The following is a 26,501-nucleotide window of genomic DNA, read 5'->3' as shown; positions in this document are numbered from 1 at the left end:
AAGGAGAACGAAATGAGTAAAACCGCTTTGAGCAAGTTCAGACAAGCTGTTCTGCAGATACCGCTGTGGTTGTATTTTATTGTTTCGGTCTACCCGTTGTTCTGGATGGTTTCCTACTCGTTCAAGAACAACGATGAGATCTTTGTCTCTAATCCATTTGGATTGCCGACGCATTTTCGTTACGAAAATTACATTAATGCCTGGACGCAGTTTAATATTCCCCGTTACTTTCTGAACAGTCTGGTCGTATCAACGATTTCGACTCTGTTCATCCTTTTACTGGCTCTGATGTTTGCCTTCGCAGTGGCTCGTATGAGATGGAGGTTTCGTTCTGCCGTTCGGACTTATATGATCATAGGAATGTTTATGCCACTGCAGGTTATCATGATACCGCTGGCGATTCTGGTTCGCGATTTTCATCTTACCAATACGTATGGAGCTCTTATTCTTCCTTATATCGCAATTGGACTTCCTTTCTCGTCCATGATTTTTTACGGGTTTCTTATAGCAATTCCTAAGGAGATTGAAGAGGCGGCATGCATGGATGGAGCTAATATTTATAGACTGTTCCTGAAAATCATTTTGCCACTTGCATTGCCCGCAATTGCGACGGTGGCCATTTTTCAATTCTTGAATAACTGGAATGAGTTCACTTTGGCCTATATTCTAATTTCTGATGAAAATATGAAGACATTACCACTCGGATTGCTTTTCTTCCAAGGTTCCTACAGCACGGATTGGGGAGCCATGGGAGCTGTTATGACTATGGCTTCCTTACCGATGGTACTCGTCTACCTGTTCTTGAGTGAACAAGTGGAGCGGGCGATGACGGTAGGTTCGGCTGTAAAAGGATAGAAAGGATAAACTGCCCGGGGTTGAGAATCAGAAAAAGATTCTCAACCCCGGGCAGTTTTGTTATGTATATACGTTAGTTCAATCCGACGATGGTCTGTAGGTAATCAGAAACCTTACAGCAAAGAAATGTTTTTGTAAGATTCAACTGTTGTTCGTTATGTAGAAACTAATTATGCTGGTAAATAGCTAGGCAAGGAAAGAAGTGAGCAGAATTGAAAGATCCAAAGCAAAGTTTCAATGAAATATTAAAAAATCGTAAAAAAACCATTATAACAGTAATAGTTGTCGTTACTATAATTATATTGTTAATCACTCTGGTATTTGGCACCATGCATATTATCCGGGGTTCTATATACACCACCACGAAAACCTCCTAAATCTACAACCAAAGGGGGTTAGATTGTTGTTATTGCTTGAATGATCAAATAAAGGCATTATAGAGAAATCAGTTGTTAAAAATTCAAGCACTAAGAAGGTAGAAAACACAATGCAAAAGATATTAATAGTAGAGGATGACCCTCAAATCAGCTCCTTGCTCCAATCATATCTTGAAAAATATGGGTACCAAGGAGTTATTGTTTCAAATTTTGATCAAGTTTTAGTTGCCTTTCAAAAGGTAGAGCCTGATTTGGTACTACTTGATGTGAATCTTCCTCGTTTCGATGGATTTTATTGGTGTAGACAAATACGGACTCAATCTACATGTCCCATCCTTTTTGTGTCTGCACGCGATGATAAAATGGATCAGGTCATTGCTTTGCAAAATGGAGCAGATGATTACATTACGAAACCATTTTATCCCGAAGTACTGTTAGCCAAAGTAGAAAGTAATCTGCGACGTGCCTATGGTTCTTATGCCGTTGCTCCAAAATCACGTTCCTTAAAAGTGTCAGGTTTGACGCTATATCCCGATATTATGGAACTTGTGTTCCATGACAAGCAGGTCGAAATTAGCCAGAAAGAAGCAGCGCTGCTAGAGCTATTAATGACGTATCCTAAACAGGTTGTGGGTAGAGTTCATCTCTTAGAGGCTTTATGGGATGATCACCAATATGTGGGCGAGAACACATTAAATGTTTATGTCACTCGTGTCCGTAAAAAGCTGAGCGAGCTGGGACTGGGGGATATCATAGAGACGGTTAGAGGGGCTGGCTATCGGCTTCACTTGACTGAGGAGGATGAACGGTGAAGCTTTTTTGGCGTGACCATTTTTCGCTGGTGATTTTTAATATCATCCAACTTTTTCTTGTGTTAAGTATCTATTGGTTGGATGGTTACCGTAACTGGCCGACGGCCCTGTATTCCGTCTTTTTTGGGGCTTCCATATTGCTGGTTTATTTGCTCTTCCGATATGTCCTGTACTCTGGTTTATATCGAATATTATCCACTGCGAACCTAAGAGATTTAGATGAGCTTATTCAGATGAAGGTACTTAATCCGTTAGCCTCTTCTTTGCAACACTTGCTTTTACAATATTACCGATTGTATCAGTCTCGAATTCATCAGTTAGAGCATCAGCAGCGTGATCATATTACATTTATCAATCAGTGGGTTCACCAGATGAAAACTCCTCTTGCTGTTATTCATTTAATCCTCAAAGGAAAAATAGATCCTGAATCTGATCAGATTTACGATGAAATTGATCGAATGGGAAAAGGACTAGACATGATTTTATATATGTCACGGTTGGAATCCTTTGAACCTGATTTTCATGTGGAGCCTGTTGTATTACGAAAACTGGTTAGTGATGTGATCTATGATAACAAAAGACTATTGATTCGTAACGAAATTTATCCTTCCAATGAAGTGGACGAGCAGTTGTGTGTGATAACCGATGCCAAGTGGCTAAGATTCATAATTAACCAATTGGTGACCAATGCGGTGAAGTATTCTTCAGGTCATGCCCACAGTCTGAAACTGATGTCTCACGTAAGAGATCATGTCATTGTGATGGAAGTACAGGATGAGGGGATTGGTATCCCTAAAAAAGACGTAGAACGGGTATTTGAGGCTTATTACACAGGTGAAAATGGGCGGAAGTATCGTGAATCAACCGGGATGGGACTCTATTTGGTGTCTGAAATCTGCAAAAGACTGAATCATAACATTCAGTTAAAATCGACGGTTGGTGAAGGGACGACGGTTCAAATTCTGTTTCCAATTCGCAAATGAGAAACCTTACAACAGATTTAAGGTTTTTGTAATGTTAATCGATCGCTTCACTTGTCTGGATGGATTATGATCATGACATAGGAAAAAGAAAGGAATGAATTATGGAGATTGTACGAATGGATCAAGTCACCAAAATATACTATGGCAAGGTTCCCTACCGAGCCCTTAACAACATCCATTTAACGATCAAACAAGGCGAGTTTGTTGGCATTATGGGGCCGTCTGGTAGTGGGAAGACTACGTTATTAAACATGATTTCAACCATTGATATGCCGACTTCTGGCGAGGTTTGCATTAAAGGGGAAAATCCACATCAGCTCAAGAAGGATAAGCTGGCTTTATTTCGTCGCAAAGAGCTGGGATTTGTATTTCAGGACTATAATTTGCTGGAAACTCTCACTTTGGGAGAGAACATACTGTTTCCTCTGATGCTGAATAAAAAAGGATTAAAGGAAATGGAGCACAAACTGGAAGAGGTAGCGAAGAAACTGGATATTATTGATATTTTGGATAAACGGCCTTATGAGGTGTCAGGGGGACAAAAGCAAAGGGCAGCTATAGGCAGGGCTATTATTCACTCTCCTTCACTCTTGCTCGCAGATGAACCCACTGGAAATCTCGATTCCATGTCTTCACGTGTTGTGATGGAAATGCTGGGGCTTATCAGTCGTGTGGATCATTCCACAATCGTGCTGGTAACACACGGAGCCGTGGAAGCCAGTTATTGCGATCGGGTTATTTTTATAAAAGATGGTGAGTTATATAATGAAATCCATCGTAGTCATAGTCAGCAATTATTTTTTCAAGAAATTATAGATATACTCTCCTTTTTGGGGGGAAGTAGACATGCGCATGAGCTTTCGTCTGTTAGCATGGAATAATCTCAAGCACAATGTGCGTGCTTATGTACCTTACTATGTAAGCAGCTCATTGATGATTTCGATTTTTTTCGTATATGCGATATTTATTTTTCACCCGGATGTCTCAGATGCAATCACAGCAGCTAATGTGAAAAAGGGATTACAAGTTGCTGATCTGTTGATTTTTGTGTTTTCCTTTTTCTTCGTATTATACACAAACCATATTTTTGTTGCTGCACGAAAAAAAGAATTTGGTATACTGACCATTTTAGGGACACATCACAGACAGATTTATTTTTTGGTCGCATATGAAAATCTAATTATAGGCTTTTTATCCTTAATTACCGGGATTATCGGAGGATTTGTTTCAGCGAAATTCTTTCTACTTTTGGGCTCGAATGTCGTAAGAATGTATTTAACGTTTTATTTTCCTTGGAAAGCACTGGCTTTCACCGTGGTGGGCTTTATGTTTTTGTTTATATTGATCTCATTTGTGTCTGTTTTCTTCATACGCCATTTTAAATTACAGCAGCCTTTTAGCAAGGTTCCACAGCTAAAAAAAGGTTTAAAAGCTTCATGGAGCCTGTCCTTTCTTGCCATAGTATTAATAGGAGCGGCTGTATATTTGATGAGGATTGATTTTCCACCCTACATTTATCTGGCACCGTATCGTTTGGGGACTCTTTCTTTTTATATATTACACTATTCAGTTGGAGACACATTTAAATATACAGTTGTAATGGGATTTATTGGTGTTTACTTATTTTACACCCAATTATGTGTACTATTCATTCAATTGCTTAGAGCTAACAGAAAATGGTCTTGGAGCGGAATACGCTTATTATGGTTATCTGAGATCACATACAAAATTAGGAATAATGCCGGGCTGTTTTCATTAATTACCCTAATTTCTATCATTTCCTGTGTAGGAGCAGCGTCAACGTTTGACTCCATGCAGCAGCAAAAAAGATTTCTTAAGGAGCAATCTTATTCATTTGCACTTACTTCTGATGTTGTAAGTTCTATAGAGCTTGAAAAAGAGATTGACCAAAATCTTCATACGGCTGGGGTAGATTATTCGAAAGGTGAAGTGTTGATCTTTCCCTTTCATGAACAGCTCGCGCCAGTGATGAAACAATCCAATTATGAGGCTCTTGCTTCCAGGTTTAAGGAGCTAAAACAGGCAGTAGCGCTTCGGGATCATCAAGGCTTTTTCATTTTTGATTCAAACGGGATGTCTTTAGAAGAACAGAAAACCTTTTTTGAAAAAAAGCTAACTTACAATCAAGGAAAATCTCAGATTATGAATATTCAGATTATGGATACTCAGAAGTTGGACCATAACTTAAAGTCTGATGAAAACATCATCTCTGAACTAGCACGGTTACTTGTTGTTCCAGATCGAACTTACGACCATTTAATTGAACAACGGTATTTCAATGATCCATTGGCATACAAATCTGTTTACTACTTTGTGCCAAAATGGAAGAATGGTCAACTTTCTTTAGATACTTCAGAAACTCAACAGGAGATATGGTTGTATTCCATGTTGGCCCACAAGGTGAATAAAGGGGTGCTTAACTCTAGAGCAGTGGATTATTTGACATCGGAGATGGATCTGAATATTAGCGAATTTATTGGCGGATTTATCGCCATTATTATGTTGGCAAGCACTGTAAGTCTGTTGTATTTCAGATTGTATGTAGATCTTCAACGGGATGAGGAAATATACCGAGCTTTATCGAAAATCGGACTAAACTCAAGAGAAATGAGACGAGCTGCCTCCAGACAAATTGCTTTCTTATTTCTTCTGCCATTAGTCGTATCATCCATAGGAATAGTGCTTTGTTTAGTTATGTCAGAACCATCTGGAATATATGTAGCACCCTTTAGCATTACGCTTATTCAGATTATGCTGTGTTTTTGGGCAATCCAATTCTTTTCCTTTCTTATTGTACGGTTCCTGTACCTTCGTCAATTGGATTTGAAGATGTTATAAGGAACGATAAGCTGTGTGTAAAAAAGTTGCAGAAAGGGGAGGAGTGGTTCCTCCTTTCTGGAATCTCCACGGATTATAGACGATGCAGCTCTCAATTCACGATTTCCTTGATGGGGAGTCATACAAAGAAATTGTAGTGTAGAGGAAAAATTGTAATTCATATAACAACGTATTTATTAGACTTAATAAACTTAGAAAGAGGGGGGATATCTATGAAAAAAAGTGTGTTTATTTTATTGTTGTTGGCCTTATCAACCAGTTCTTTTTCAGGGTCCTTTGTTCAAGCAGAGGGGCAGCAATTGGTTTCCAATGCAAGTGTGAAGCTAACATTGAGTCAAGCCCAGCAATGGGCACGGTCTAATAGCTTTAGTTTGAAAGAAGCCCAGCAAACGATAGATCGTAATCGGATTAACCTAAAAAATGCAGGTAAGAATCTGGATTTCATTCCAGCAGGTGCAGGCAACGGTGAAGAAGACGCGGCTAGTAGCTCAGCTTGGAAGGGGTATGCTTCATCGACGGTTTCTTATTTGGAATCAAAGAAGCAAATCGAACTTGCTCAAGATCAGACAGACTACACCACAATGAAGGACTACTACGACGTACTTTTGGCTGACAACAAAGTGAAGAGTAGTGAGGATGCACTTGCGCTTGCGTTATTGGAGGAAAAAGCTGCTGAGGCGAAAGCCCACCGTGGAAAAATATCTCCAGGTGAACAAAGCACCGTTATTCAGACTCGTTTAGAAGCAGAAAAGAATGTAGAGATTGCAAAATCTGCGCTGCAAAAAGCGTTAGAGGTGCTAAACACCCAAATGGGGCAACCGCAAGGTACGGTATATGAACTGGTTGATCGACCCGCTTACCGGAAAATGGATAACACGAATTTGGATACGCTTGTGACGCGTGCAATCTCGGCGAGTCCTTCTGTATGGAGACAGGAGGAGGCTGTCAAGCTGGCGAAAATGGAAGTTAAATATTACACATGGAACTCGGGAACGGACGATTATGAAATTAAACAGATTGATGTAGACTCGGCAGAAGGTGGACTCAAAAATACCAAGGACCAATTGGCAGAATCACTAAAGAGTATCTACTTTAACTTACAGCAAAATGATGAACAATACGAACAAATGCAAAGTAATTTACAGAACGCTATTAAAGTGTTGGACATATCTCGTAAAAAAAGGGAACGTGGATTTGCCACAGGTACGGAGGTCGCCACGAATCAGTTAAAAGTGAAGCAAATTGAACGGAATAAAGATGAACTCATTATTCAAATGACAATGCTGCAACATGCTTTAAACAAACCGTGGAGCGTATAGGTTTTAGAAAAAATACATTTTAAGGGGATATAACATTGTCGGAAACAGAAAAGAAAGATGCATTGCAAGTGTTAAAAAGGAAAAAAAGATTGAAAGGGATCATAGGTATTCTTGTCTTGATTATTATAGCGGGAATTGGCAGTACTGTTTATATGAATAGAATTCAGGAAAAGCCCGTGGAGGGTCCTGCGAACCAGATCGTACAGGTACAGAAAACAAACATGACCGAATCGCTTAAAGTAACTGGAACCGTTCAGGCTTCTAAGGAAGTCAATATCAATTTTACAAATGTTGAGGGTGCCAAGCTCATTGCCGTCAATGTTAAAGCAGGAGATAGTGTTAAAGCGGGTCAGGTGTTGGCTCGTTTGGATGATTCGGATTCCAAGTTACAAATTAAAAATGCTGAATCCAATGTAGCGATTGCCCGAGCCAAGGTGGAGGAAGCCAAGCGTGGACCAAAGCCTAGTGATATTGAGCTCCAGAAGGCAAATGTCCTAAAGGCTCAGATGGCCATTAAAACAGCCAAGGATTCCATGGAGCTGGAAGAAGTCGCTGCACAAAAAGAGGCGGCTCAGATGACTTTGGATAAAGCCCAGAAGGATTATGATGACCAGACTTATCTAGTCCAGAATGATGCAGCTGCAGAAAGTGACCTGGCGACGGCCAAGCAAAACCTGGATAAGGCAAAATTGGATATGAATAATGTTGAACTTCAATACAAGAAGGCAAGGAATCGACAAGTTCAGGCGATTGAGGATGCGGAAATGGGCTATAAAACAGCTTTAATACAATTAAAGGCAGCACAGTCCCCGCCTGATGCCTCCAATATTCAATCCGCACAGGCTTCTTTACAACAGGCTGAAACGGAATTGGAACAGAAGAAAAGTGTTCTGAAGAAATTACAGGTTACGACACCGTGGGATGGAATTATTTTGAAGGTTAATGGCGATGTGGGTACCAGTCCTACAGCCCCTTTCATTGTTATGAACAACTCCAATACAGGCGTTATGAAGGTTAGTGCCAAGGTTAACGAAAGTGACATTGCTAAAATGAGGACTGGGCTCCAGGCTACGTTACACACGAATTCATTCCCGGACAAACGATTTAAAGGCGAAGTCCTCTTTGTTTCTCCAGAGCCGGTTACGGAATCCAATGTGACTACATACAAAATTGAATTGTCTTTGGATAGTCAAAAGATAAGACTACAACCAGGGATGAACATGGATGTGTCACTCCTCTTGGCTGAACATAAAGATGCGTTGTCTGTTCCATTGTTCGCATTGAGATCCGAAGGTGGAGTGGACGGAGTATATGTAGCAAAGAACCCGGCTAACCCTGCAGATTATGAATTCAGACCAGTGAAGCTGGGGGTCTATACAGCGGATCAGGCCGAAATCAAGTCCGGTGTCAAGGAAGGCGAAACCATAGTAATTCCGCCTCAGGGTGGTAGTGCTGGTCCGAATGGCAGTCAAGAGGGTCAGGACCTTGATGGAGGTCAGGCACAATGAACGAAGTTCGTTTGAATAAAAGCGTTATTGAAATTAAAGAACTAAAAAAAATATATGAGGTGGGCGGTCAGGAGATTCAGGCTCTACGTGGTGTTGATTTATCTATTAGCGAAGGTGAGTTTGTTGCCATAATGGGCCCCTCTGGTTCGGGTAAGTCCACTATGATGAATGTCATTGGTTGCCTTGATCATCCTGATACGGGGAAGTATTATTTGGATGGGTATTCCATTTTGGATGCTCGTGAGAACGAGCTTTCCGAGATTCGAAATCAGAAACTGGGTTTTGTATTTCAGAAATTTTATCTACTTCCCCGAACTACAGCATTAGCCAATGTAGAGCTACCAATGATGTATGCAGGTATACCTGCCAAGGAACGCCGGGAACGAGCTGTGGAGGCGCTTCGAAGTGTAGGGCTTGCAGAACGGATGTACAACAAGCCTAATGAGCTATCTGGTGGTCAGCAGCAACGTGTCTCCATTGCGCGTGCGTTGGTGAATAATCCTGTTATTCTGCTGGCGGATGAGCCAACGGGGGCACTAGATACAAAGACGAGTGTCGAGATTATGGAGCTGTTTCAAGGTTTGAATGAACAGGGGAAAACCATTGTCTTGGTTACTCATGAGCTGGAAATTGCCGAATATGCCAAGCGCCTGATCAGCTTTCGTGATGGGAATATTGAGCGGGATGAGAGCATTATGAATAGAAGAATTTCATCAAGGATGGCAAGCCTATGAATTTAATGGAAACGATCCGTGTATCAATTAACAGTTTAACAACCAATAAGCTACGCTCCTTTTTAACAATACTCGGTATTATTATCGGGGTGGCAGCGGTTATTGCCATTATGGCGATTGGAAACGGCTCTACAACCCGCATAAAGGCGGAAATTAATAAATTAGGGAATAACGTATTGATGGTTGCGCCAGCTATGACAATGGTCGATGGTGAAATAGATTATGACAACACTCCATCGTTTACTTGGGCTGATGTCGAGGCGTTGGAACAAAAGAATTCCATAGATGCGTTGATGCCAAATATAACGAGCAATTCAAAAGCTACGTGGGGGCGATATAACTATAACGCCACTATTGTAGGGACTTCCGCTTCATTCTATAAAGTCAAAAAGTTTTCCTTTGCCGAGGGCAGAACATTTACCAACGATGAGATGGATAAACGCATGAATGTCGCCATTCTTGAAAGCCAGGCGGTTCAACGTCTTTTTGGTGGAGATACCCAAAATGTATTGGGACGAACGTTTCAAATTAAACAGATCCCTTTCAAGGTAATTGGAGTATTAAATACTCAGCCAGTAACGAAATTAAGTTACAGCACTAATGAACAAATTTACATCCCTGCTACAACCATAATGAACCGTCTGGGTGAGAAGAACATTACAGGATTGGACATATCCGCCAAGTCACCAGCTTTGATGGATCAGGCTCGTTCAGACATATTGGATAGCTTGCGTTTAACGCACCAGCTAAAACCCTCGGAACCGGATCAATTTCAAATTATGAGTCTGTCAGAAGCAGCAGGTGCTGCTTCAGGTGTAGATAATATCATGACCAGCTTGCTAGGAGGTGTAGCCGCGATATCGCTCGTAGTAGGGGGAATCGGAATTATGAATATTATGATGGTGTCGGTTATAGAGCGTACAAGAGAAATCGGTATTCGAAAAGCTATTGGCGCCAAGCCGAGAGATATTATGATTCAATTCCTATCTGAAGCGGTCATCTTTGGTCTATTAGGAGGTACAATCGGAGTTGTAACAGGCATAGGGGCATCCAAAATACTTGAGGCAACTGCACATATGACCATTGAATTTACGATCTCGCCTATCATATATTCGTTTCTTAGCTCTGCGGGCACAGGCATCCTATTTGGAGTATACCCGGCTTATAAAGCAGCAAGTTTGAAGCCTATAGATGCATTGAGATACGAATAATAAGCAGGGATATGAATTTAAAACTATCAAGTAACGTACCGATTTAAATCAAAACAGAAGGGATAAGCAATAATATGGATATTAAAGATGTGGAGGATCTATATTTATCTTGCAAATCAGATCTCTTTGGATATCTATTGAGGATATTGCATAACAAACAGGATGCCGAAGATTTGTTGCATGAGTGCTTTATTCGGTTTATAAGAGCTTCACCTGACTTGCCTCAAGATCGTATTCGATTTTATCTTCTGAGAATTGCCAAAAATTTAGCTATAGATTTAATAAGAAAACGAAAAAAGATGGATGAATACAACTTACGTAAGGAGCTGCTTTACTACCACTGGGATACCGTCGATTTTGAAATTCAGGAGGAGGTCAATCGAATTCTTTTGATGGCAAGTAATACCGAGCAAAGGACGGTACTTGAATTGCGTGTAGTCCGAGGATACTCCATAAAAGAAACGGCTAGAATCTTAAACAAGAGTGAAAATTCAGTAAAGTCTTCGCTGCACAGAGCTTCAAAACGCATTAAATTAAGATATATTTCCTGAACTGATTTGGATGAAAAGCGGAGTAGACATAGAGTCTGCTCCTTTTTTTGCTTGATACAGAGATATAACAATAAGATCGATATTTTCCACCATAATAGATAATAAATATCCCCTTTTTTTGGATTGTTTCTATTTATAATGAAAGCGCACCCATAACAATCAAAGGAGCTGATTTGTTTTGACACGTAACAAACGCTTAAGAAGATTGTCCACCGCCATGTTAACGGTGCCTATGCTCACGATGTTCGCTTCAGGTGCAATGGCAGAGCAGGAATTGAACAGACATAAGCCTCCGGTTTCTACTGGAAGCGGCGTATTTTATGAAATTTATATCAATTCTTTTTATGATTCGAATGGAGACGGACACGGTGATTTGAAAGGAATCACACAAAAACTTGATTACTTAAACGATGGCAAACCCCATTCGGGTAAGGATTTGCAGGTCAGCGGCCTCTGGCTTATGCCCCTAAATCCATCTCCAAGCTACCATAAATATGATGTAACTGATTACTATCAGGTGGACCCGCAGTATGGGAGTCTAAATGATTTTCGCACCTTGATGAAAGAAGCGGACCGAAAGGGCGTCAAGGTGATCATGGACCTTGTTATCAATCATTCGAGCAGCGAGCACCCATGGTTTAAGGAGGCCAGTGCCAACCCACAAAGCAAATACCACAACTATTACGTATGGGCGGATGAGAACACAGATCTGGATGAAAAGGGCTCGTGGGGTCAGCAGGTATGGCATAAGAATCCGAACGGCGAAGGATATTTCTACGGTACATTCTGGTCGGGCATGCCGGATCTGAACTTTGACAATCCCGAAGTCCGCAAAGAAATGATCAAAGTCGGCAAGTATTGGCTGCAGCAGGGTGCAGACGGGTTCCGGCTTGACGCGGCGATGCATATTTTTAGAGGACAGACGAAGGATGGTGCGGATAAGAACATCGCCTGGTGGAATGAATTCCGTTCCGAGATGGAGAAGGTAAATCCAAATGTATATCTGGCAGGAGAGGTATGGGACAAACCGGAGACCATTGCTCCTTATTACGGACCGCTCCACTCCCTGTTTAATTTTGACCTGGGTGGAACGATTTTGAACTCCGTGAAAAACGGCCGGGATCAGGGTATCGCGACATTCGCCGAGAAAACGCTGCAACTGTACAATTCGTATAATAAGGCGGCACTCGATGCTCCGTTCCTGAGCAACCATGACCAGACCCGTGTCATGAGCGAACTGGGCGGGGATGTACGAAAAGCCAAGCTGGCCGCTTCCATTCTTTTGACGCTTCCGGGGCAGCCATTCCTGTATTACGGGGAAGAAATCGGCATGAAGGGAGAGAAGCCTGATGAGTATCTTCGTGAGCCTATGCGCTGGTACAAGGGAGATGGCCCTGGTCAAACGACGTGGGAGAAACCCAAATACAACACAGGCGAGGTATCGGTGGAAGCGCAGCTGAGGGACGATGATTCCTTACTGGAAAGCTATCGCACACTCATCCGTCTGAGGGAAGAACATGAAGCTTTACGCAGCGACAGTCTGCAACCTATACAAGCAGGTTCTGCCAGCGTGACCGCATTTAAACGTACTTCAGGCAAAGAAACAATGTATGTATATCATAACCTGTCTGGAGAGCCGGTTACCTTGCAGATAAAAGATTTCGATAAGGGTAAATGGAAAGTGGTCTTCTCCACCTCAAAGGATGTAAAGGTGAAGAAAGGAACAGTTACAATTCCAGCTTACAGTTCTCTAATTACCGAAGAAGACAGAAAGAGCTGAATATAGGGCAAAATTACCGTTCAGATGAAGCAGGATATATATCGATGAATCCAGTTTGGGGTGTTAACAGCACCCCATTTTTCTATATAAGTTTTGCTACATACGAATAGAGGATTTAAAACCGTCAGGAGATCAGTTATATGTCAAAAAGACAGTTTTTACGACAGTTGTGTGTTGAACCGGGAAATTACTGGTTTCAACTAGACCACTTCGATGTAAAGCACGCCCCTTAGAGTACACACAGGGAAGGATAAATGACATTCTCCCGTATATATTCCAAGGGGCATTATTTAATACCCTCAATCATAGTAAAGATCGGACGATTCCATATGATTATAAAGGAGGTATACCTTCCGGTACCTTTCAGCTCTTGCTCTTAGCAAGCAACTGCTCATCGAACGGTAGATTCTCTTTGATCGCCCACAGGTCGTCATAGCTGAGAATCCAGCGATCGGCTCTGGACAGATCCTGCCGGCCGGAGCCGGGGTTGTGAAAGCCGATGCAGTACATTCCTGCACTTTTGGCTGCCTGGACCCCGTTCTGTGAATCCTCAATAACGATGCAATGGGCCGGTGCAATGCCTAGCTGCTCGGCGGCGTATAAGAAGATGTCCGGTGCAGGCTTACCCTGCAATACCTCTTCACCGGTGATTCGAATGTCGAAGTAACGGCCAAGTCCTGTCTTTTCCATAATGAGATCAATCAGCGCCCGTGGAGAGGAAGAGGCCACCGCGACCGGAATCCCTTTCTCTTTCAGCCAGTCCAGCCACCGCTCCAGTCCGTCAATCGCCACAAGGCCCTCGTGTGCAATCATCGTCTGCATCACATTTTTTCGGTGATAGGACAGGACCTCTTCCACCGTATTGGTGAGCTGATGCCTGTCCAGCACTTGACGCCACATGGATTCGAGTGTCACTCCGACATAGGTGTGATGCTCTTCTTCCGTCATGGGCGCACCGAAATGGGCAAAGGAGCTGCGTTCGACCTCAAAGTAAATCGGTTCGCTGTCTACTAACACACCGTCCATGTCGAAAATGACCGCTTTGACCGGAACGGACGCTGATAGGTCTCCTGTGCATTCATTATTGGTCGGTGTAACATGATGGATGCTCGTCATGTCCATTCTCTCCCTTGTTAGTAGCTAAATTTAGTTGCCGGAGCCATTAGATTGCAGTACAATCTTGATCGCCTGAGACGAAGGCTGAAGTGTCCGCTCGCTGATATTGCATCCAAGCGTCTTAAAGGCTTCATGGTAGTCATCAAGCGGATACGAGTGGGTTATGATTTTTTTGGCGGGAATGATTTGTTGCTCAATCAGGTAATGCGCCGTGGAAAACGTGCCCAGAGAATCAATCGAGCCGATGATTTTAAGGCTACGGTCAACTACCTCTTTCGGATTAAACGAACTTATCCCATCTCTCAGCCCCACCAGCATCAAATACCCGCCGCTCGCAAGCTGGCTTAGTACCTCAGTGCCGACCACTCCTGTGGTATCCACAATCATGTCCACCTGATTTTTTAACGGAGCCAGCTCATGAATGGCCGACTCCAGTGTGGCGTGCGCGGACCACCGTTCGGGAGCAATAGAATCCGCTATAGCGAGCCGTTCCTCCGAGATGTCAACAAGGCAACCAGTTATGCCTTTCGAAGCAAGAGCATAACTGTACAGAATCCCGATCGGACCTGCGCCTAAAATAACGGTTGTGAAGTTCGGCAGCAGGTGAATCTGGTTGATTCCGGTCAGCATACAGCTCAGCGGTTCGGTCAGCGTCGCTTCTTCGTAGCTGATATGGTCCTTCAGCTTGTACAAAAAACGGTCCTCAGTCACATAATAATCGGTGAACGTACCGTCGGCGCTGACTCCGGTCTCGGTTACGGATTTGTGTGTGCAATGATTCTGTCTTCCTGTCCGGCACATTTCGCATTGGCCACAGTAGTATGTTGGATCAATCACCACCCTGTCCCCAGGCTGCAGTGAACTGACGGCTGATCCTACAGCGATCACATCCCCCGCTGATTCGTGGCCCAAGATAGTGGACGGAACGGCATGATATTTGCCACTAATGATACCTAGGTCCGTACCGCATACGCCTGTCGCCCGAATTCGGACGAGTACATCGTTATCTTTTTTTATCTCCGGGATAGGTCTTTCCTCAAGTGCGACATCCCAAGCCGATTTGTATACCAGTGCAAGCATAAATAGTCCTCCTTTTGCCTGTTAGGCAGATGGTTAGTGAAGGGTGGTCAGAACAGCGTCAAGCCGCTTGGCAATTTCGACAATTTCATCTTCCGTAGCCGTGAGGGAAGGTCTCACTTTGACCACATTGCCGTAACCGTAACGGGAGCCTCTGAGAATCAGCTGCTGTTCGGCAAAAGCGCGGTCGATAATCGCATTGCTCTTAACTGCGTCTGGGGCATTATCCTCGTCGACAATTTCCAGTCCCCACATCAAGCCGACTCCGCGAGCCTCACCAATGATACAATCGTGCTTGTCGGCCATCTCCGTCAGCAGGGTCCCGAGCAGGCTTCCTTTGGACCGAACGGCTTCCAGAAAACCGGGTTCAGATACAACCTCTAGCGTGGCTTTAGCTGCCGTAACCGAGATTAGATTACTACCTGAGGTGAAGGAGTGCTCGTGCTTCTCGAGCACATTAAGACGAGACTGCATCAATACTGCTGCTACCGGTACACCAATGCCGCCGAGACCCTTGGCGAGAGTAATGATATCTGGCTGGATATCAAACAGTTCACTTGCAAACATATAGCCTGTCCGCCCAATCCCGGTCTGCACCTCATCAGCGATTAGGATCAGCCCGTACTCGTTGCACAGCTGACGGAGACGCTTAAAATATCCTGCAGGTGGGATGATATTGCCTCCGTTGCCCAGGATGGGTTCAATAATCATACAGGCCACAGAACCTGAGCTTGCATACTCAATGGCATCCGATATGGCTTCGACGCATTGATAGCCACACTTGTCAGGCGAAGAATTAAACGGGCAGCGATAGCAGTAGGGAGCAGGTACATGCAGGGAATTCGCTGCAGCCGAGTTGGGAAACTTCCTCCGCCGGAAGGCGTTGCCGGATATGCCTGTTGCGAACTGGGTCTGCCCATGATGGGATAGATACAGGCTGATTATATCGAGCGCTCCCGTATATTTCTGGGCTAGCTTCACAGCGCATTCGTTCGCCGTGGAGCCGGTAATATCTCTCATCCATCCCGCGTCGATGCCGTTCGGCGTATACTGGATCAGATGATCCAGGACTTCCTCGACGTAAGGCTCGGTAAAGGATGAGGACATGTGGGCAAGATTGGCGACTTGTTCCTGTACTTTGGTGACGACATGAGGGTGATTATAACCGAGCGATAGATTGAAGGTGCCAGACACGCCATCCAAATATTCCTTACCGGAATCGTCAATCAGAGTAATGCCTTTTCCGTATCTGAAGCGTTCTTTGGTTAAGGTATGCACGATGTTTCCCTCCATATCAGAATATACATTCTCATTAAGTACATCCTTAAAAAGTGTACTGCCCTGTTACAACATAAAGCGGTGGGCCTCACCTCCCCCAAGAATAAAGAATCTCATCCCTCCTTGCCCTGATGGACAAGGGAGTCAACTACCCGTCTGCTCCTGCCATTCCACAGATGCGAGAAAATGACCGCCAGCAGCAAAATTAGGCTGAAAGCCGCCAAAATCCAAAGGGTAGCCGTCACCGACCATTCGCTCATGCTCCAGCCTGTTACATATTGAAGCACTGCTCCGCCAATTCCGCCTGACGCAATTAGAATGCTGGTCGTTCTCTCGGTCATTCCCGGAATCAGCACGTTCGCATAGACGAGGGCAATACAGAAGAGACCGGACATGAATAACCCTGCACCAAAAATCAGAAGGTATGTAGCCCACTGACTGGAGACAAACGCCATTGCGACCAGAAAGCAGAAAGTTCCGATTCCGCTCCAAAGCAGGAAAGGAATATATCCTGCGGACTCTGCAATCTTCCCTGAGAACATGCGGCCGATGATCATCGCAATCCATAGTATGCTAACACCCAACGAAGCTACGGATTCCCGAATCTGCAGGGTCTCGATCAGAATAGAGGGCAGGAAGTTCATGAGCCCCAGTTCAAGCCCCATGTAAACAAAGAAGAATACAATGAATATTCCCAGTAACACACGGTGCTGTAGAGAGTACCGGGCTTGTTCGACCGATCGCTCAGAGGTTTGGAGATCTGCTTGGATAAGGTGGGAAGAGGAGGAAGTAGGCATGGTAATCCAGAATAGCCCCAGAATAAACGTCAGAAGGGAGATGGTGTAGAAGGTCAAATACCACATTCCAAGCCAGATATACAGGCTTACCACTGCGGGAATGAGCAGTGCACCAAGTGCAAAATAGACATCCAGCTTGGACATGGCTACGGCTTTCTGCTCTTCGGTGAACTCAATCGTGAACGCTCCGATGGATGACTCAATGATGCCTGAGCCGAAGCCAACCCAGATGGTCATCACGATAACCCAGGTCCATGAGGGGAGTACCCCCAAGATGGCATACCCTGCTACGATACTAACCAGGGCAATGGACAGCATAGACTTGCGACCGATGTGTAGAGCCATGAAGGGGGAGAACAGAACACCGACAAGAAATCCGAAAAACTGAAGGAACAACAATAATCCGCCATCGCTGTACCCCAGTCCATAGTAAGGCAGTAGGACCGGCAGTAATGCTCCAAGCACCACACTAGTAATGCCGATTAACAGATAGAAAGCACAACTTAAAGCGAATAGTCTCTTCAAGGTCCGTCCCTCCATAAGTCTATATTTTTTATATGGATTCTGTTGCTTTACTAGATTATACCTTTTTCTTGGAAATGTACATATGTAATTATATAAAAATTGTAAAAATAATCGTTCGACAATTTTACACGTATTTGCTTAATCCAGTTAAGGCGAAACCTGTTTATCTGAAGAAACTGCATGCGGAAGGGAGAAATAAGATCAGCCCAAATTGTTTTCGGGCGCCAAACCGCTCATAATTGAGGCATAACTTTGTGTTTGCAAAATTAGGTTAGTAAGGATACCTAATAGTTGTTTTACTTAATACAACTATGATTGATAGGGTAGGAAAAAGAATGTTAACCGCTTACAAGTTAAAAGGGAGAGGGAATTTATTCGAAAGTCGAGAAGGAGAAAAATGAAGAAGGCAAGAAGAAATGCAGTGCAGCATAATTATCAATAGTCATGTGTACGGCTTTTTTGAACTTTACAACAAAAGGAGTCTACCAAAATGAATTTTTATTTAGAAATCCCGGAGCTTGACCGACATTTTCCTTTCCGGAGTTTTATTAATAAAGGCGACGTGCTTTGCTATCCTCATTGGCATAAAGAAATTGAAATTATTTATGTGACCCAGGGAACCTTGGATCTGGGAATTAACGATATTTCGATACGCATGAAACAAGGTGAAGTTCAGTTTATAAATGGGGGTGATGTTCATTATTTCTTGGCTTCTCCCGACAGCGAACGGGTGGTTATTCAATTTGATCTGAGCTTTTTTCAAGAGGTTTCCACATTAAGTGATCAGAAACGCCCTCTTAGATATATATTTACGGAGATGGAGCAATCAAGCTGGAACTGGCCAGAAGAAACAGTAGCTAAAATGCTTCCTCTGATTCAAAGCATTTATGATGAGAACGTCAACCACCACGAAGGTCATGCCTATATGATCAAAGCCAAGTTGTTTGAGATGTTGACTCTTATTATGCGTGAAGTGCCGAGAAGCATGACGCCAAGGCTTCCTGAAATCTCTGAAAGACCCTTAACACAATCAAAGGACACCCTTAATAAACTGGAACGTATTTTTGAATATGTGGAATGCCATTATCATGAAACCATTTCGCTGAAGAATGTCGCTGATTATATGGGGTTCAGTCCCTATTATTTCGCCAGGCTATTTAAGAAGAATACGGGGATGACCTTTGTGGCATTTTTGAATGATTACAGACTGAATAAGGCAAAATGGATTTTGTTGAATGAAAATAATCCGATCACTGAGGTCGCAGAGGCAGCAGGGTTCAGTAGTGTAAAGACGTTTCATCATCTCTTTAAAGAAGCAACAGGAACATCACCATTGAAATACCGCAGGACAATATTCGGGAATAAAACAGCAAGAAATGAGGAGGAAAGCTTTTCATGAGATTTGTATGATAGAGCTATCCGACGAAGTGAAGGGAGAGTTACGAGGACATTAAAATTTATTGATCTATGAGCAACCACTTGATATGCGGTGGGCTTAAATCAGGAGTGGAGGAAGATGAAAATGGGCAATCGTATATACAATGTAGTCATTATCGGTTATGGAGGCATGGGAAGCTACCATGTTCAATTGATCGAATCTAATCAGCAACTTGCCGTTGGCGGTGTATATGATATTGTCGATTACCGAATGGAACTGGCTGCGGCTGCCGGCTATAAAACCTATGCCAGCTTGGATGCCGTCCTTGCCGATCAGGCCGTGGATATTGTTTTGATAGCAACACCTAATGATGTTCATAAGGAAATCGCGATCCAGGCACTGCAAGCCGGAAAACATGTCATTTGTGAAAAGCCGGTTACGATAACGAGCGCGGATTTATTGGACATTGTCGAGGTGGCGAAGAAAGAAAATCGTGTGTTTACAGTACATCAGAACCGTAGATGGGATGAAGACTTCCGAATTATCAAAGATATAATTGGCAATAAGACCGTGGGTGATCTTTTCCACTTGGAATCGCGAGTTCAGGGGGCTAATGGCATCCCAGGTGACTGGCGGCAACTAAAGGCGTATGGAGGAGGAATGCTACTGGATTGGGGAGTACATCTGTTGGACCAGCTGCTTCAGATTACGGACAGCAAAATAGAAAGCGTAGCTGCTACCCTTAGCTATATTTTGGGGACTGAAGTGGATGACGGCTTTACCAGCTTTATTGAGTTCAAGGACGGTCTGACCGCAGTCATTGAAGTGGGTACAACCAATTACGTAAAGCTGCCGCGCTGGTATATTAAAGGAACTGAAGGAACCGCAATGATTAGAGATTGGGATTTGAGTGGAGAGATCGTCACCCGAAATCCAGATGTCGCTCACGTGGAACCCAAGCCGATTCAAGCAGGTCAAGGATTGACGAAAACGATGGCGCCGCCGTCTGAGGAATCCACCCTTAGGTTCCCGATTGAGAAAATACCTGCTGCTGCAGAAAGCTTTTATGAGAATTTTGTCTCCACCATCGAAGGAAAAGCGGAGATTGCGATCAAAAATGAAGAAGTACACCGTGTATTGGTGCTGATTGAGACGATTTTTGAGGCGGCAGCAACCAAAAGCGTGATTCGAAGAACTATTTAAATCCGCTCTATTTTTCGATCCATCATAAGAGAGAGATATAGGATCCTGGAGAGAACCAAACAGTATTGATCTAATGAAATTTTGGGATTCATTTAAGTAATCAGTAAACCTTTGAAATGGTGAGCAAAATAATTTTGCCCACCATAAAACCAAGCGGGTATCGCTCCACAACCGAATTCTATTGCTTGATCATTTTTAAGTTGCTGAGATTTCAAATAGGTTTAATTAACACGTAACAAGAGAAAAGAAGTTTTTACATAAAATCCGCTATTTCCTCCTTATAAATCAACATATTCTACTCTGAATTCTTCCATAAAAACATAAAATAATCCATGAGAGTGATAGAATAATCATTTGTACGAGAAAAGAGGAAGGGAGAGATCGTCACGGGGATACTTGTATTAACATCTGTAATTGTTGTAACGCCGATCAATGCTGATCAATGCAAAAAACGTCGATGCTGACCCTTCGAACAACCGAGGTGGTGCGAATCATGTTTCAAGCGGCAATGCAGCCAACAGTGATCCAATGAGAGTCACCAGGTGCAACCTACCAGGATTTGATTAATGCTGAACACGATAAAGATATAAAATCATACAGGATGTTGTGTACAACTACTCTAGCCGCTGGGGTGCAAAAGGTTTATTGTACTTGATCTCCCGGATAATCCTGCCTCCGGTAAGATCGGTGAAAACGGGCCTTTCTTGAAGCCTTAATTTTTAAAATATAAGAAGCATGAAGGAATGACATTCCTAGGAGTGTCGGTGATTTGAGGTTTTAAAAACACACTCATAAACATATGGGTGTGTTTTTTGGTGTTGAGGATGAGTCGTTCATGCCATTAACTGAATTTTATCATGATTAAGTAATTCGCCATATTCCTCTTCATTGATTGAAAGTAGCACAGATGACAAGAAGATGTAGCATTTTCTGCAGCTTATTACGTTAATGTAGACACCCTAACATACTTAAGAGTATTCTTATGTGTACTTAAGAGGGACCCCATCGCAACCAAAACTAATGAATATGCAAGTAGATAAAGGAGGCCCATATATATGAAGTCTCACACCTCTGACCGTATTAAAATCCCGCTAGGATTGTGGGCAGGATTATGTCAGTTAGGGTTTGGCGCCCACGACGTAGCTCGCAAAGCACGATTGCCGATCACCATTAGTACTGAAACAGTAGTCACCACCGCTCAATATTTCGCGATTTGGCAGGCATATTCTGATCTCATTGGTGACACTGCACAAGGAATCATCAAGCTTGCGACCGTCTTTGATACAGCGAAGTACCCACCGACTGTCTTAGCGACTTACCATGCTCGGGACTACCGCGACGCTCTAAACCGAATGGCTCGGTACAAACAACTGTGTCCCCCGGAAAACCTACATATCACTGAGAAGGGCGAGCACTGTACAATTGATCTGGAATGGCTGTCTCCCGAGCAATCTGGCCCGCCGATGCTGGTGGGTATTACGCTGGCTTGTCTTCTGGAGATTGGACGCCGGGGGACAGGTCAACCTTTGACAGCGCAGCTTGTTGAATTTTCGCACTCCATGGGCGATGTACAAGCCCTTGAAGCATACTTCGGCTGTCGCATCCGAATTGGTGCAAAATGTAACCGACTGACGCTACATCGAAGAGATCTGGACCGTCCCTTTGTCTCGTACAACAAAGAGTTGCTGGAAATCCTGACTCCTGCTCTGGACCGATCGTTGGATGAGCAGCAGCGCAGCCGCTCAATTGCTGAGATGGTCAAATGGATCATGAAACGTAGCCTTACAGGAGGGCGTCCTGACATTCAGGCTGTGGCGAAGGAGCTCAGTATGAGCGATCGTACCTTGCAGCGCCGGCTTACTGACGAAAATACGAGCTTCAAGTTTCTATTGACACAAGCTAGGCATGAGCAGGCACGAGAGTACTTGGCAGACCCCTCGCTCGATATTAAAGAGGTGGCATTTTTGATTGGATATGAAGACCAGAATTCGTTTTATCGCGCCTTCCGCCAATGGGAGGGTGATACACCTTCAAATTGGCGGACTGAACACTTAGGTACAAACTCGATATCAGGAGCACGTTAGGACTGCCTAATGAGTTTTATCATTTGGCGTGTTAAACAAGAACTTTGGCGCAATATGCTAGTTACTGGACAATCCAGACAAGATAATATAATCACTATCCAGAGCTCAAGACTGTTTTGAAAAAGGAGAAGTGTATTATGGATATGGGGTTAAAATATAAAACAGCTTTAGTTACAGGATCAACGAAAGGCATAGGTAAAGCAACTGCCATTGAACTAGCCAAAGAAGGTGTTAATGTACTAATTAATGGACGAAATTATGAAGAGGTAGAACGAACTGTAAATGAAATTAAGTCAAATTTCCCAGCGACCTCCCCTCAAAATGCGACAGCCGATATTGTGGATATTGGACAAAGAGAAGCTTTATTTGAAAAATACCCTAGTATTGATATTTTGGTTAACAATACGGGCATTTATGAAATTATGCAATATGAGGACGTAGACGATGAAGTATGGGAAAAATACTTCCGTACTAACGTTCTTGCTGCAAATGGATTATCAAAATTTTATTTACCTAAAATGTTGAAAAATGATTATGGCCGCATTATTTTTATTGCGAGTGAAGAAGCAATTATGCCTTCAGGACAAATGCCGCAGTATTGTATGACAAAATCTATGTTGTTATCATTGTCAAAAAGCTTATCTAAATTAACAATAGGGACAGAAGTTACAGTCAATACGATCATGCCAGGACCAACACTCTCTGAGAATGTGCACCAAATCATTGAGAGTATGTATCCTCATAAAGATATGACTTTTTCAGAAAAAGAGAAAGATTTTATGGTTACAAACCTGCCTCAATCTGAAATACAGCGATTTATCAAGCCTATTGAAATAGGTAGACTAGCTACATTTGTATGTAGTCCTTATGCATCTGCATTTAAAGGTTCTCCAATCCGTATGGATGGGGGAATGGTACCGACTATTTTTTAGCGCTTGTGGAGAAGCTTGCTGAAATTAGCGCTGACATTGCGGAACATTATAATAAGATGAAGTCAAATATCACTCGAGGGTAGGATGAGGATCATGAACCATTTTGCTATGTATGGAAAGTTGACGGCACGTCCAGGGCAAAGGGATGCTCTTGCAGACATCTTGCTAGAAGCGGCCGATCTGTTGAAGTCGAATAATGACTGCTATTTGTATATAGTCAATGTGTCAGACGACGACCCGAATGCGGTGTATGTGACCGAACTGTGGAAAGATGCAGATGCCCATGCAGCCAGCCTTAAGAACGAAGAGGTACTGGCGTCGATACAACGCGGCCGACCGTTGATTATTGGAGCGGAGCCCATTAAACTGCGTGCTCTAGGGGGAAAAGGCCTGTAGGGTCATGCTGCAGTTGCTGCTACCACTGCAGCCGATCACTCGGTTGCTTTTAAGCTAACCAGCAGGATAGTCCTAATGAAACACTTTTGAAACATGTGAAAGGTTGGCAGATAAAATTGGCCCTGGTATAATAAGGGTAATTCACTAAGGAGAGATTTTTTTGTCTGGAGCTGTTCTTTACTAATCCAATTCCATAAAAAGAGGTTTTCATGCACCTACTATTCGTCTGCCCAATTTTTGTATTACGGGTGGGGATTTGAAAGCTTCGGAATTAGTTAAGAACAACGGATACTACCAGATCCTTAGGGATACCTGTTATAATGAGTCCAATCCGTGCTGGTTCAGCGCGGATTTTTTTGTGGCAAAATAGCAGGTGATATGAGGGTAGGAATGACGTATGTTCATTCCTGCCCTTTTCTAATTTTAGCAAAGGGGGATAGAAGGGAATTACTCCAATTTGGTCCAATACAACCAGACTTCTTGAATGAAAGATTCAATCTAAGTAAGTAGAAAGGTGGACAATACATGAAACTTCAAACGAATCGGCTCCTATTAAAAACACTTGATCTTAATTTAATCGAAGCAGCAGCCCAACGTGATATAGGTGCTATTGAAGCTTTGGGTTATAAAACCAGTGATGAATGGCCGGGTCCTGATTTTTTTGAAGCTTTACCTTATTTTCGAGAACTTTTGATAAAAAATAATGGCACTAGAGGTTTTGATTCTTGGATCATTGTGGAGAAGGATACCCAAGAAATTGTTGGAGGGATTGGTTTTTTAGGAGATCCTGATCAGAACGGTAAGATTGAGATCGGTTTTGCAACGAATGAAAGTCATCGCCGCAAAGGCTATTGCTATGAAGCCGCTCAAAAATTAATAGAGTGGTCCTTAAATCATGAAGAAGTCCAAATCGTAACGGCAAGATGCGTACCTGACAATAACAGCTCTAAGAATTTGTTATTGAAGTTAGGATTTCAAATTGATCACAAAGATGAAGAATTTCTTTATTGGAAATATCAAATGAAGAAAGTAGGAGGGGGTCAGCAGAAATGATCCGTCGAGATCTAGATAACGTAGATTTCATAAGAGCAAATTTAATGGGGCCTAGTTCGATTATCATGCTCGAGGAGCTATCGAAAAATTTGATTCTGCAGAAAGGAATGCGAGTGTTGAATTTGGGCTGTGGGACCGGACTTACTTCTATCTATCTGGCGCAAAAGTTTGACATAACCATATTTGCTGTCGATTTATGGATTAGTGCAACTGAAAACTATAGAAGATTCAGAGAGTTTGGTTTGGAAAGCCAAATTATCCCCATCCATGCAGATGCCTGCCACTTGCCTTTTGCGGAACAATACTTCGATGCAGTTATAAGCGTAGATGCGTATCAATATTTTGGAGCGAATGAGCTTCCCAGTCCTATGGGGTGGAATTCGCTAAACTAACTAAAAACGATAGTTCAACGCTACCAAAAACAGCCGAGCGCTCGGCTGTTTTTTAACTAACGGGCAGATTACACTAATGCAGATTCCTCATCGCATGAAGCGGTTAATCGATGCTAGGATCGAACTTACAGGCTTAGGTCAAAAGAGTAAAAAGCGAGAACGGGCCATGAAGGCCTCCACAAGCTTCCTCAATTCCCGACGGGTCTACCCGAATATGGAGAGGCTTTAGAACTTGTATCCATAACATTTTTAAACACAGATTGTCGATATTCCAAAATACTGTTTAACAGTGCTTTTTTCTCTCTAATATCATCATTTTCTTTTGAAATGCCGATATAAAATTGAGTCTATAGAACTATTTTATACATAAATTTTACCTAAAGGAAGTGGAAAGAGATGTTGAAAAAGAAATGGCTTATCACTCCGTTGGTTGCGACGACACTGTTTTTCGGTCAATCTGCATTCGCGGCAAACACGTTTCCTGATGTGGAAGGAACAAAATATGAATGGGCTGCCGAATCGATTCGTTCCATGGTCGACAAGGGCGTTGTCAAGGGCTATGCAGATGGGACTTTCAAGCCAAGCAAAACCATAACGAAAGCGGAATTTGTACATATGTTTCACAAGCTTTTTCCAGAAATCGATCATTCTTCCGGCGAACCTTCCGACTTTGTGGATGCGCGTAAACACTGGGCGAATAAAGATTTTGCAGCAATATTCAACGGGGACTACGTCTGGCCGTATGCTGAAAGTGTTGGCGGGAAATATCCAAACTATCAATTCTATGTCAAACCTGACAAACCATTGACCCGCTGGGATGTGATGATGATCGCCTCTCTTCGGACGGATTATACCAATCAGACGCTTCATCCTGAGATTGAGGAAGTGATTTCCGCAGCTGCGCAGTACAAGGATATGAAAGTTCGTCAGGCCAATTACAATGACAATTTCTCGGCCTACTATCCGGTGCTGTACATCGACAAGACTGGAGAAGAGTACAACTATGATGGAGATTCCCAGGATCAAAAGGCAGAAGCATTCTACACCCTAACCAAGATGGGAGTCCTTACTGCTAATGAAGGATACCTTCACCCAAAAGCGCTAGTCACACGGGCTGAAGCTGTTACCATTTTACAGCGTTTGTACGAAGCTACAACGAAGTCAGTGGAGGATCGACACTAGCCGCTTGCACATTGTAGCCATTAAGGAAACTGCATAAGAGATAAATCGCTTTGCATTTTTCTACTTATTTAGTTACGTATCTATGACGATGCCTAACCG

General features: G+C 43.1%; 23 protein-coding genes. 19 read left to right on the top strand and 4 right to left on the bottom strand.

What is annotated here, in order from left to right:
* Nucleotides 1-12 precede the first annotated feature (12 nt).
* From G9G54_RS23835 to G9G54_RS23785, 11 genes are all read left to right on the top strand, one after another.
* Nucleotides 13-855, top strand: coding sequence for a carbohydrate ABC transporter permease (locus tag G9G54_RS23835; RefSeq protein ID WP_165179850.1), 843 nt, complete (start codon nucleotides 13-15; stop codon nucleotides 853-855).
* 487 nt (nucleotides 856-1,342) lie between these two features.
* Nucleotides 1,343-2,044 carry a response regulator transcription factor gene (locus G9G54_RS23830; RefSeq protein WP_165179849.1) on the top strand — a complete coding sequence of 234 codons (702 nt, stop codon included), beginning with the start codon at nucleotides 1,343-1,345 and terminating at the stop codon, nucleotides 2,042-2,044.
* Nucleotides 2,041-3,027, top strand: a complete 987-nt coding sequence (locus G9G54_RS23825; protein ID WP_165179848.1) for a sensor histidine kinase — start codon at nucleotides 2,041-2,043, stop codon at nucleotides 3,025-3,027. Before G9G54_RS23830 ends, G9G54_RS23825 begins: the two co-directional genes overlap by 4 nt.
* 101 nt (nucleotides 3,028-3,128) lie before the next feature.
* The gene (locus tag G9G54_RS23820; RefSeq protein ID WP_061830969.1) at nucleotides 3,129-3,908 is read left to right on the top strand and encodes an ABC transporter ATP-binding protein; all 780 of its coding nucleotides are present in this window, start codon (nucleotides 3,129-3,131) and stop codon (nucleotides 3,906-3,908) included.
* Complete coding sequence (locus G9G54_RS23815) at nucleotides 3,874-5,886, top strand: ABC transporter permease (protein WP_165179847.1); 2,013 nt, start codon at nucleotides 3,874-3,876, stop codon at nucleotides 5,884-5,886. The genes G9G54_RS23820 and G9G54_RS23815 overlap by 35 nt, the downstream gene beginning before the upstream one ends.
* Nucleotides 5,887-6,098: 212 nt before the next feature.
* Nucleotides 6,099-7,205 carry a TolC family protein gene (locus tag G9G54_RS23810; RefSeq protein ID WP_165179846.1) on the top strand — a complete coding sequence of 369 codons (1,107 nt, stop codon included), beginning with the start codon at nucleotides 6,099-6,101 and terminating at the stop codon, nucleotides 7,203-7,205.
* A gap of 35 nt (nucleotides 7,206-7,240) precedes the next feature.
* Nucleotides 7,241-8,713 (top strand): efflux RND transporter periplasmic adaptor subunit, encoded by a 1,473-nt coding sequence (locus tag G9G54_RS23805; RefSeq protein WP_165179845.1) that lies wholly within the window; start codon nucleotides 7,241-7,243, stop codon nucleotides 8,711-8,713.
* On the top strand, nucleotides 8,710-9,447 hold the full coding sequence (locus G9G54_RS23800) for an ABC transporter ATP-binding protein (protein ID WP_061830961.1): 738 nt from the start codon (nucleotides 8,710-8,712) through the stop codon (nucleotides 9,445-9,447). Before G9G54_RS23805 ends, G9G54_RS23800 begins: the two co-directional genes overlap by 4 nt.
* The gene (locus G9G54_RS23795; protein WP_165179844.1) at nucleotides 9,444-10,658 is read left to right on the top strand and encodes an ABC transporter permease; all 1,215 of its coding nucleotides are present in this window, start codon (nucleotides 9,444-9,446) and stop codon (nucleotides 10,656-10,658) included. The genes G9G54_RS23800 and G9G54_RS23795 overlap by 4 nt, the downstream gene beginning before the upstream one ends.
* A 74-nt stretch (nucleotides 10,659-10,732) precedes the next feature.
* Nucleotides 10,733-11,209, top strand: coding sequence for an RNA polymerase sigma factor (locus tag G9G54_RS23790; RefSeq protein WP_165179843.1), 477 nt, complete (start codon nucleotides 10,733-10,735; stop codon nucleotides 11,207-11,209).
* 178 nt (nucleotides 11,210-11,387) lie between these two features.
* A complete protein-coding gene (locus G9G54_RS23785) occupies nucleotides 11,388-12,989 on the top strand; it encodes an alpha-amylase family glycosyl hydrolase (RefSeq protein ID WP_165179842.1) in 1,602 nt (533 codons plus the stop codon).
* A gap of 363 nt (nucleotides 12,990-13,352) precedes the next feature.
* On the opposite strand, the gene G9G54_RS23780 is transcribed toward G9G54_RS23785, so the two are convergent.
* The 4 genes from G9G54_RS23780 to G9G54_RS23765 all read right to left on the bottom strand — a co-directional run bounded on the left by G9G54_RS23780 (nucleotide 13,353) and on the right by G9G54_RS23765 (nucleotide 17,782).
* A complete protein-coding gene (locus G9G54_RS23780) occupies nucleotides 13,353-14,105 on the bottom strand; it encodes an HAD family hydrolase (RefSeq protein ID WP_165179841.1) in 753 nt (250 codons plus the stop codon).
* Nucleotides 14,106-14,135: 30 nt separating this feature from the next.
* The gene (gene gutB1, locus G9G54_RS23775; protein ID WP_069291925.1) at nucleotides 14,136-15,185 is read right to left on the bottom strand and encodes a 2-amino-2-deoxy-D-mannitol dehydrogenase GutB1; all 1,050 of its coding nucleotides are present in this window, start codon (nucleotides 15,183-15,185) and stop codon (nucleotides 14,136-14,138) included.
* Between the two features lie 33 nt (nucleotides 15,186-15,218).
* Nucleotides 15,219-16,460: an aspartate aminotransferase family protein gene (locus tag G9G54_RS23770; RefSeq protein WP_165179840.1), complete on the bottom strand. Its 1,242-nt coding sequence runs from the start codon at nucleotides 16,458-16,460 to the stop codon at nucleotides 15,219-15,221.
* Nucleotides 16,461-16,573: 113 nt separating this feature from the next.
* Complete coding sequence (locus tag G9G54_RS23765; protein WP_165179839.1) at nucleotides 16,574-17,782, bottom strand: MFS transporter; 1,209 nt, start codon at nucleotides 17,780-17,782, stop codon at nucleotides 16,574-16,576.
* A gap of 490 nt (nucleotides 17,783-18,272) precedes the next feature.
* Between G9G54_RS23765 and G9G54_RS23760 the strand changes: the two genes are divergently transcribed.
* From G9G54_RS23760 to G9G54_RS23720, 8 genes are all read left to right on the top strand, one after another.
* Complete coding sequence (locus tag G9G54_RS23760) at nucleotides 18,273-19,181, top strand: AraC family transcriptional regulator (RefSeq protein WP_165179838.1); 909 nt, start codon at nucleotides 18,273-18,275, stop codon at nucleotides 19,179-19,181.
* 117 nt (nucleotides 19,182-19,298) lie between these two features.
* Nucleotides 19,299-20,363 (top strand): Gfo/Idh/MocA family protein, encoded by a 1,065-nt coding sequence (locus G9G54_RS23755; protein WP_069291929.1) that lies wholly within the window; start codon nucleotides 19,299-19,301, stop codon nucleotides 20,361-20,363.
* A gap of 1,055 nt (nucleotides 20,364-21,418) precedes the next feature.
* Nucleotides 21,419-22,447, top strand: a complete 1,029-nt coding sequence (locus G9G54_RS23745; protein WP_165179837.1) for a helix-turn-helix transcriptional regulator — start codon at nucleotides 21,419-21,421, stop codon at nucleotides 22,445-22,447.
* A 137-nt stretch (nucleotides 22,448-22,584) separates the two neighbouring features.
* On the top strand, nucleotides 22,585-23,379 hold the full coding sequence (locus tag G9G54_RS23740; RefSeq protein WP_165179836.1) for an SDR family NAD(P)-dependent oxidoreductase: 795 nt from the start codon (nucleotides 22,585-22,587) through the stop codon (nucleotides 23,377-23,379).
* A gap of 93 nt (nucleotides 23,380-23,472) precedes the next feature.
* Entirely contained in the window at nucleotides 23,473-23,775 is a 303-nt protein-coding gene (locus G9G54_RS23735) for a putative quinol monooxygenase (RefSeq protein ID WP_028541298.1), read from the top strand.
* A 525-nt stretch (nucleotides 23,776-24,300) separates the two neighbouring features.
* A complete protein-coding gene (locus G9G54_RS23730) occupies nucleotides 24,301-24,828 on the top strand; it encodes a GNAT family N-acetyltransferase (RefSeq protein ID WP_165179835.1) in 528 nt (175 codons plus the stop codon).
* Nucleotides 24,825-25,220, top strand: a complete 396-nt coding sequence (locus G9G54_RS23725; RefSeq protein WP_238808385.1) for an SAM-dependent methyltransferase — start codon at nucleotides 24,825-24,827, stop codon at nucleotides 25,218-25,220. Before G9G54_RS23730 ends, G9G54_RS23725 begins: the two co-directional genes overlap by 4 nt.
* A gap of 396 nt (nucleotides 25,221-25,616) precedes the next feature.
* On the top strand, nucleotides 25,617-26,402 hold the full coding sequence (locus G9G54_RS23720) for an S-layer homology domain-containing protein (protein ID WP_165179834.1): 786 nt from the start codon (nucleotides 25,617-25,619) through the stop codon (nucleotides 26,400-26,402).
* Nucleotides 26,403-26,501 lie beyond the last annotated feature (99 nt).

This window comes from Paenibacillus sp. EKM212P (assembly GCF_011066115.1).
GTDB classification, from domain to species: Bacteria; Bacillota; Bacilli; order Paenibacillales; family Paenibacillaceae; genus Paenibacillus; species Paenibacillus polymyxa_B.
Note: the sequence above shows the minus strand (reverse complement) of the source record. Positions and strands in the feature narration are given on the sequence as shown.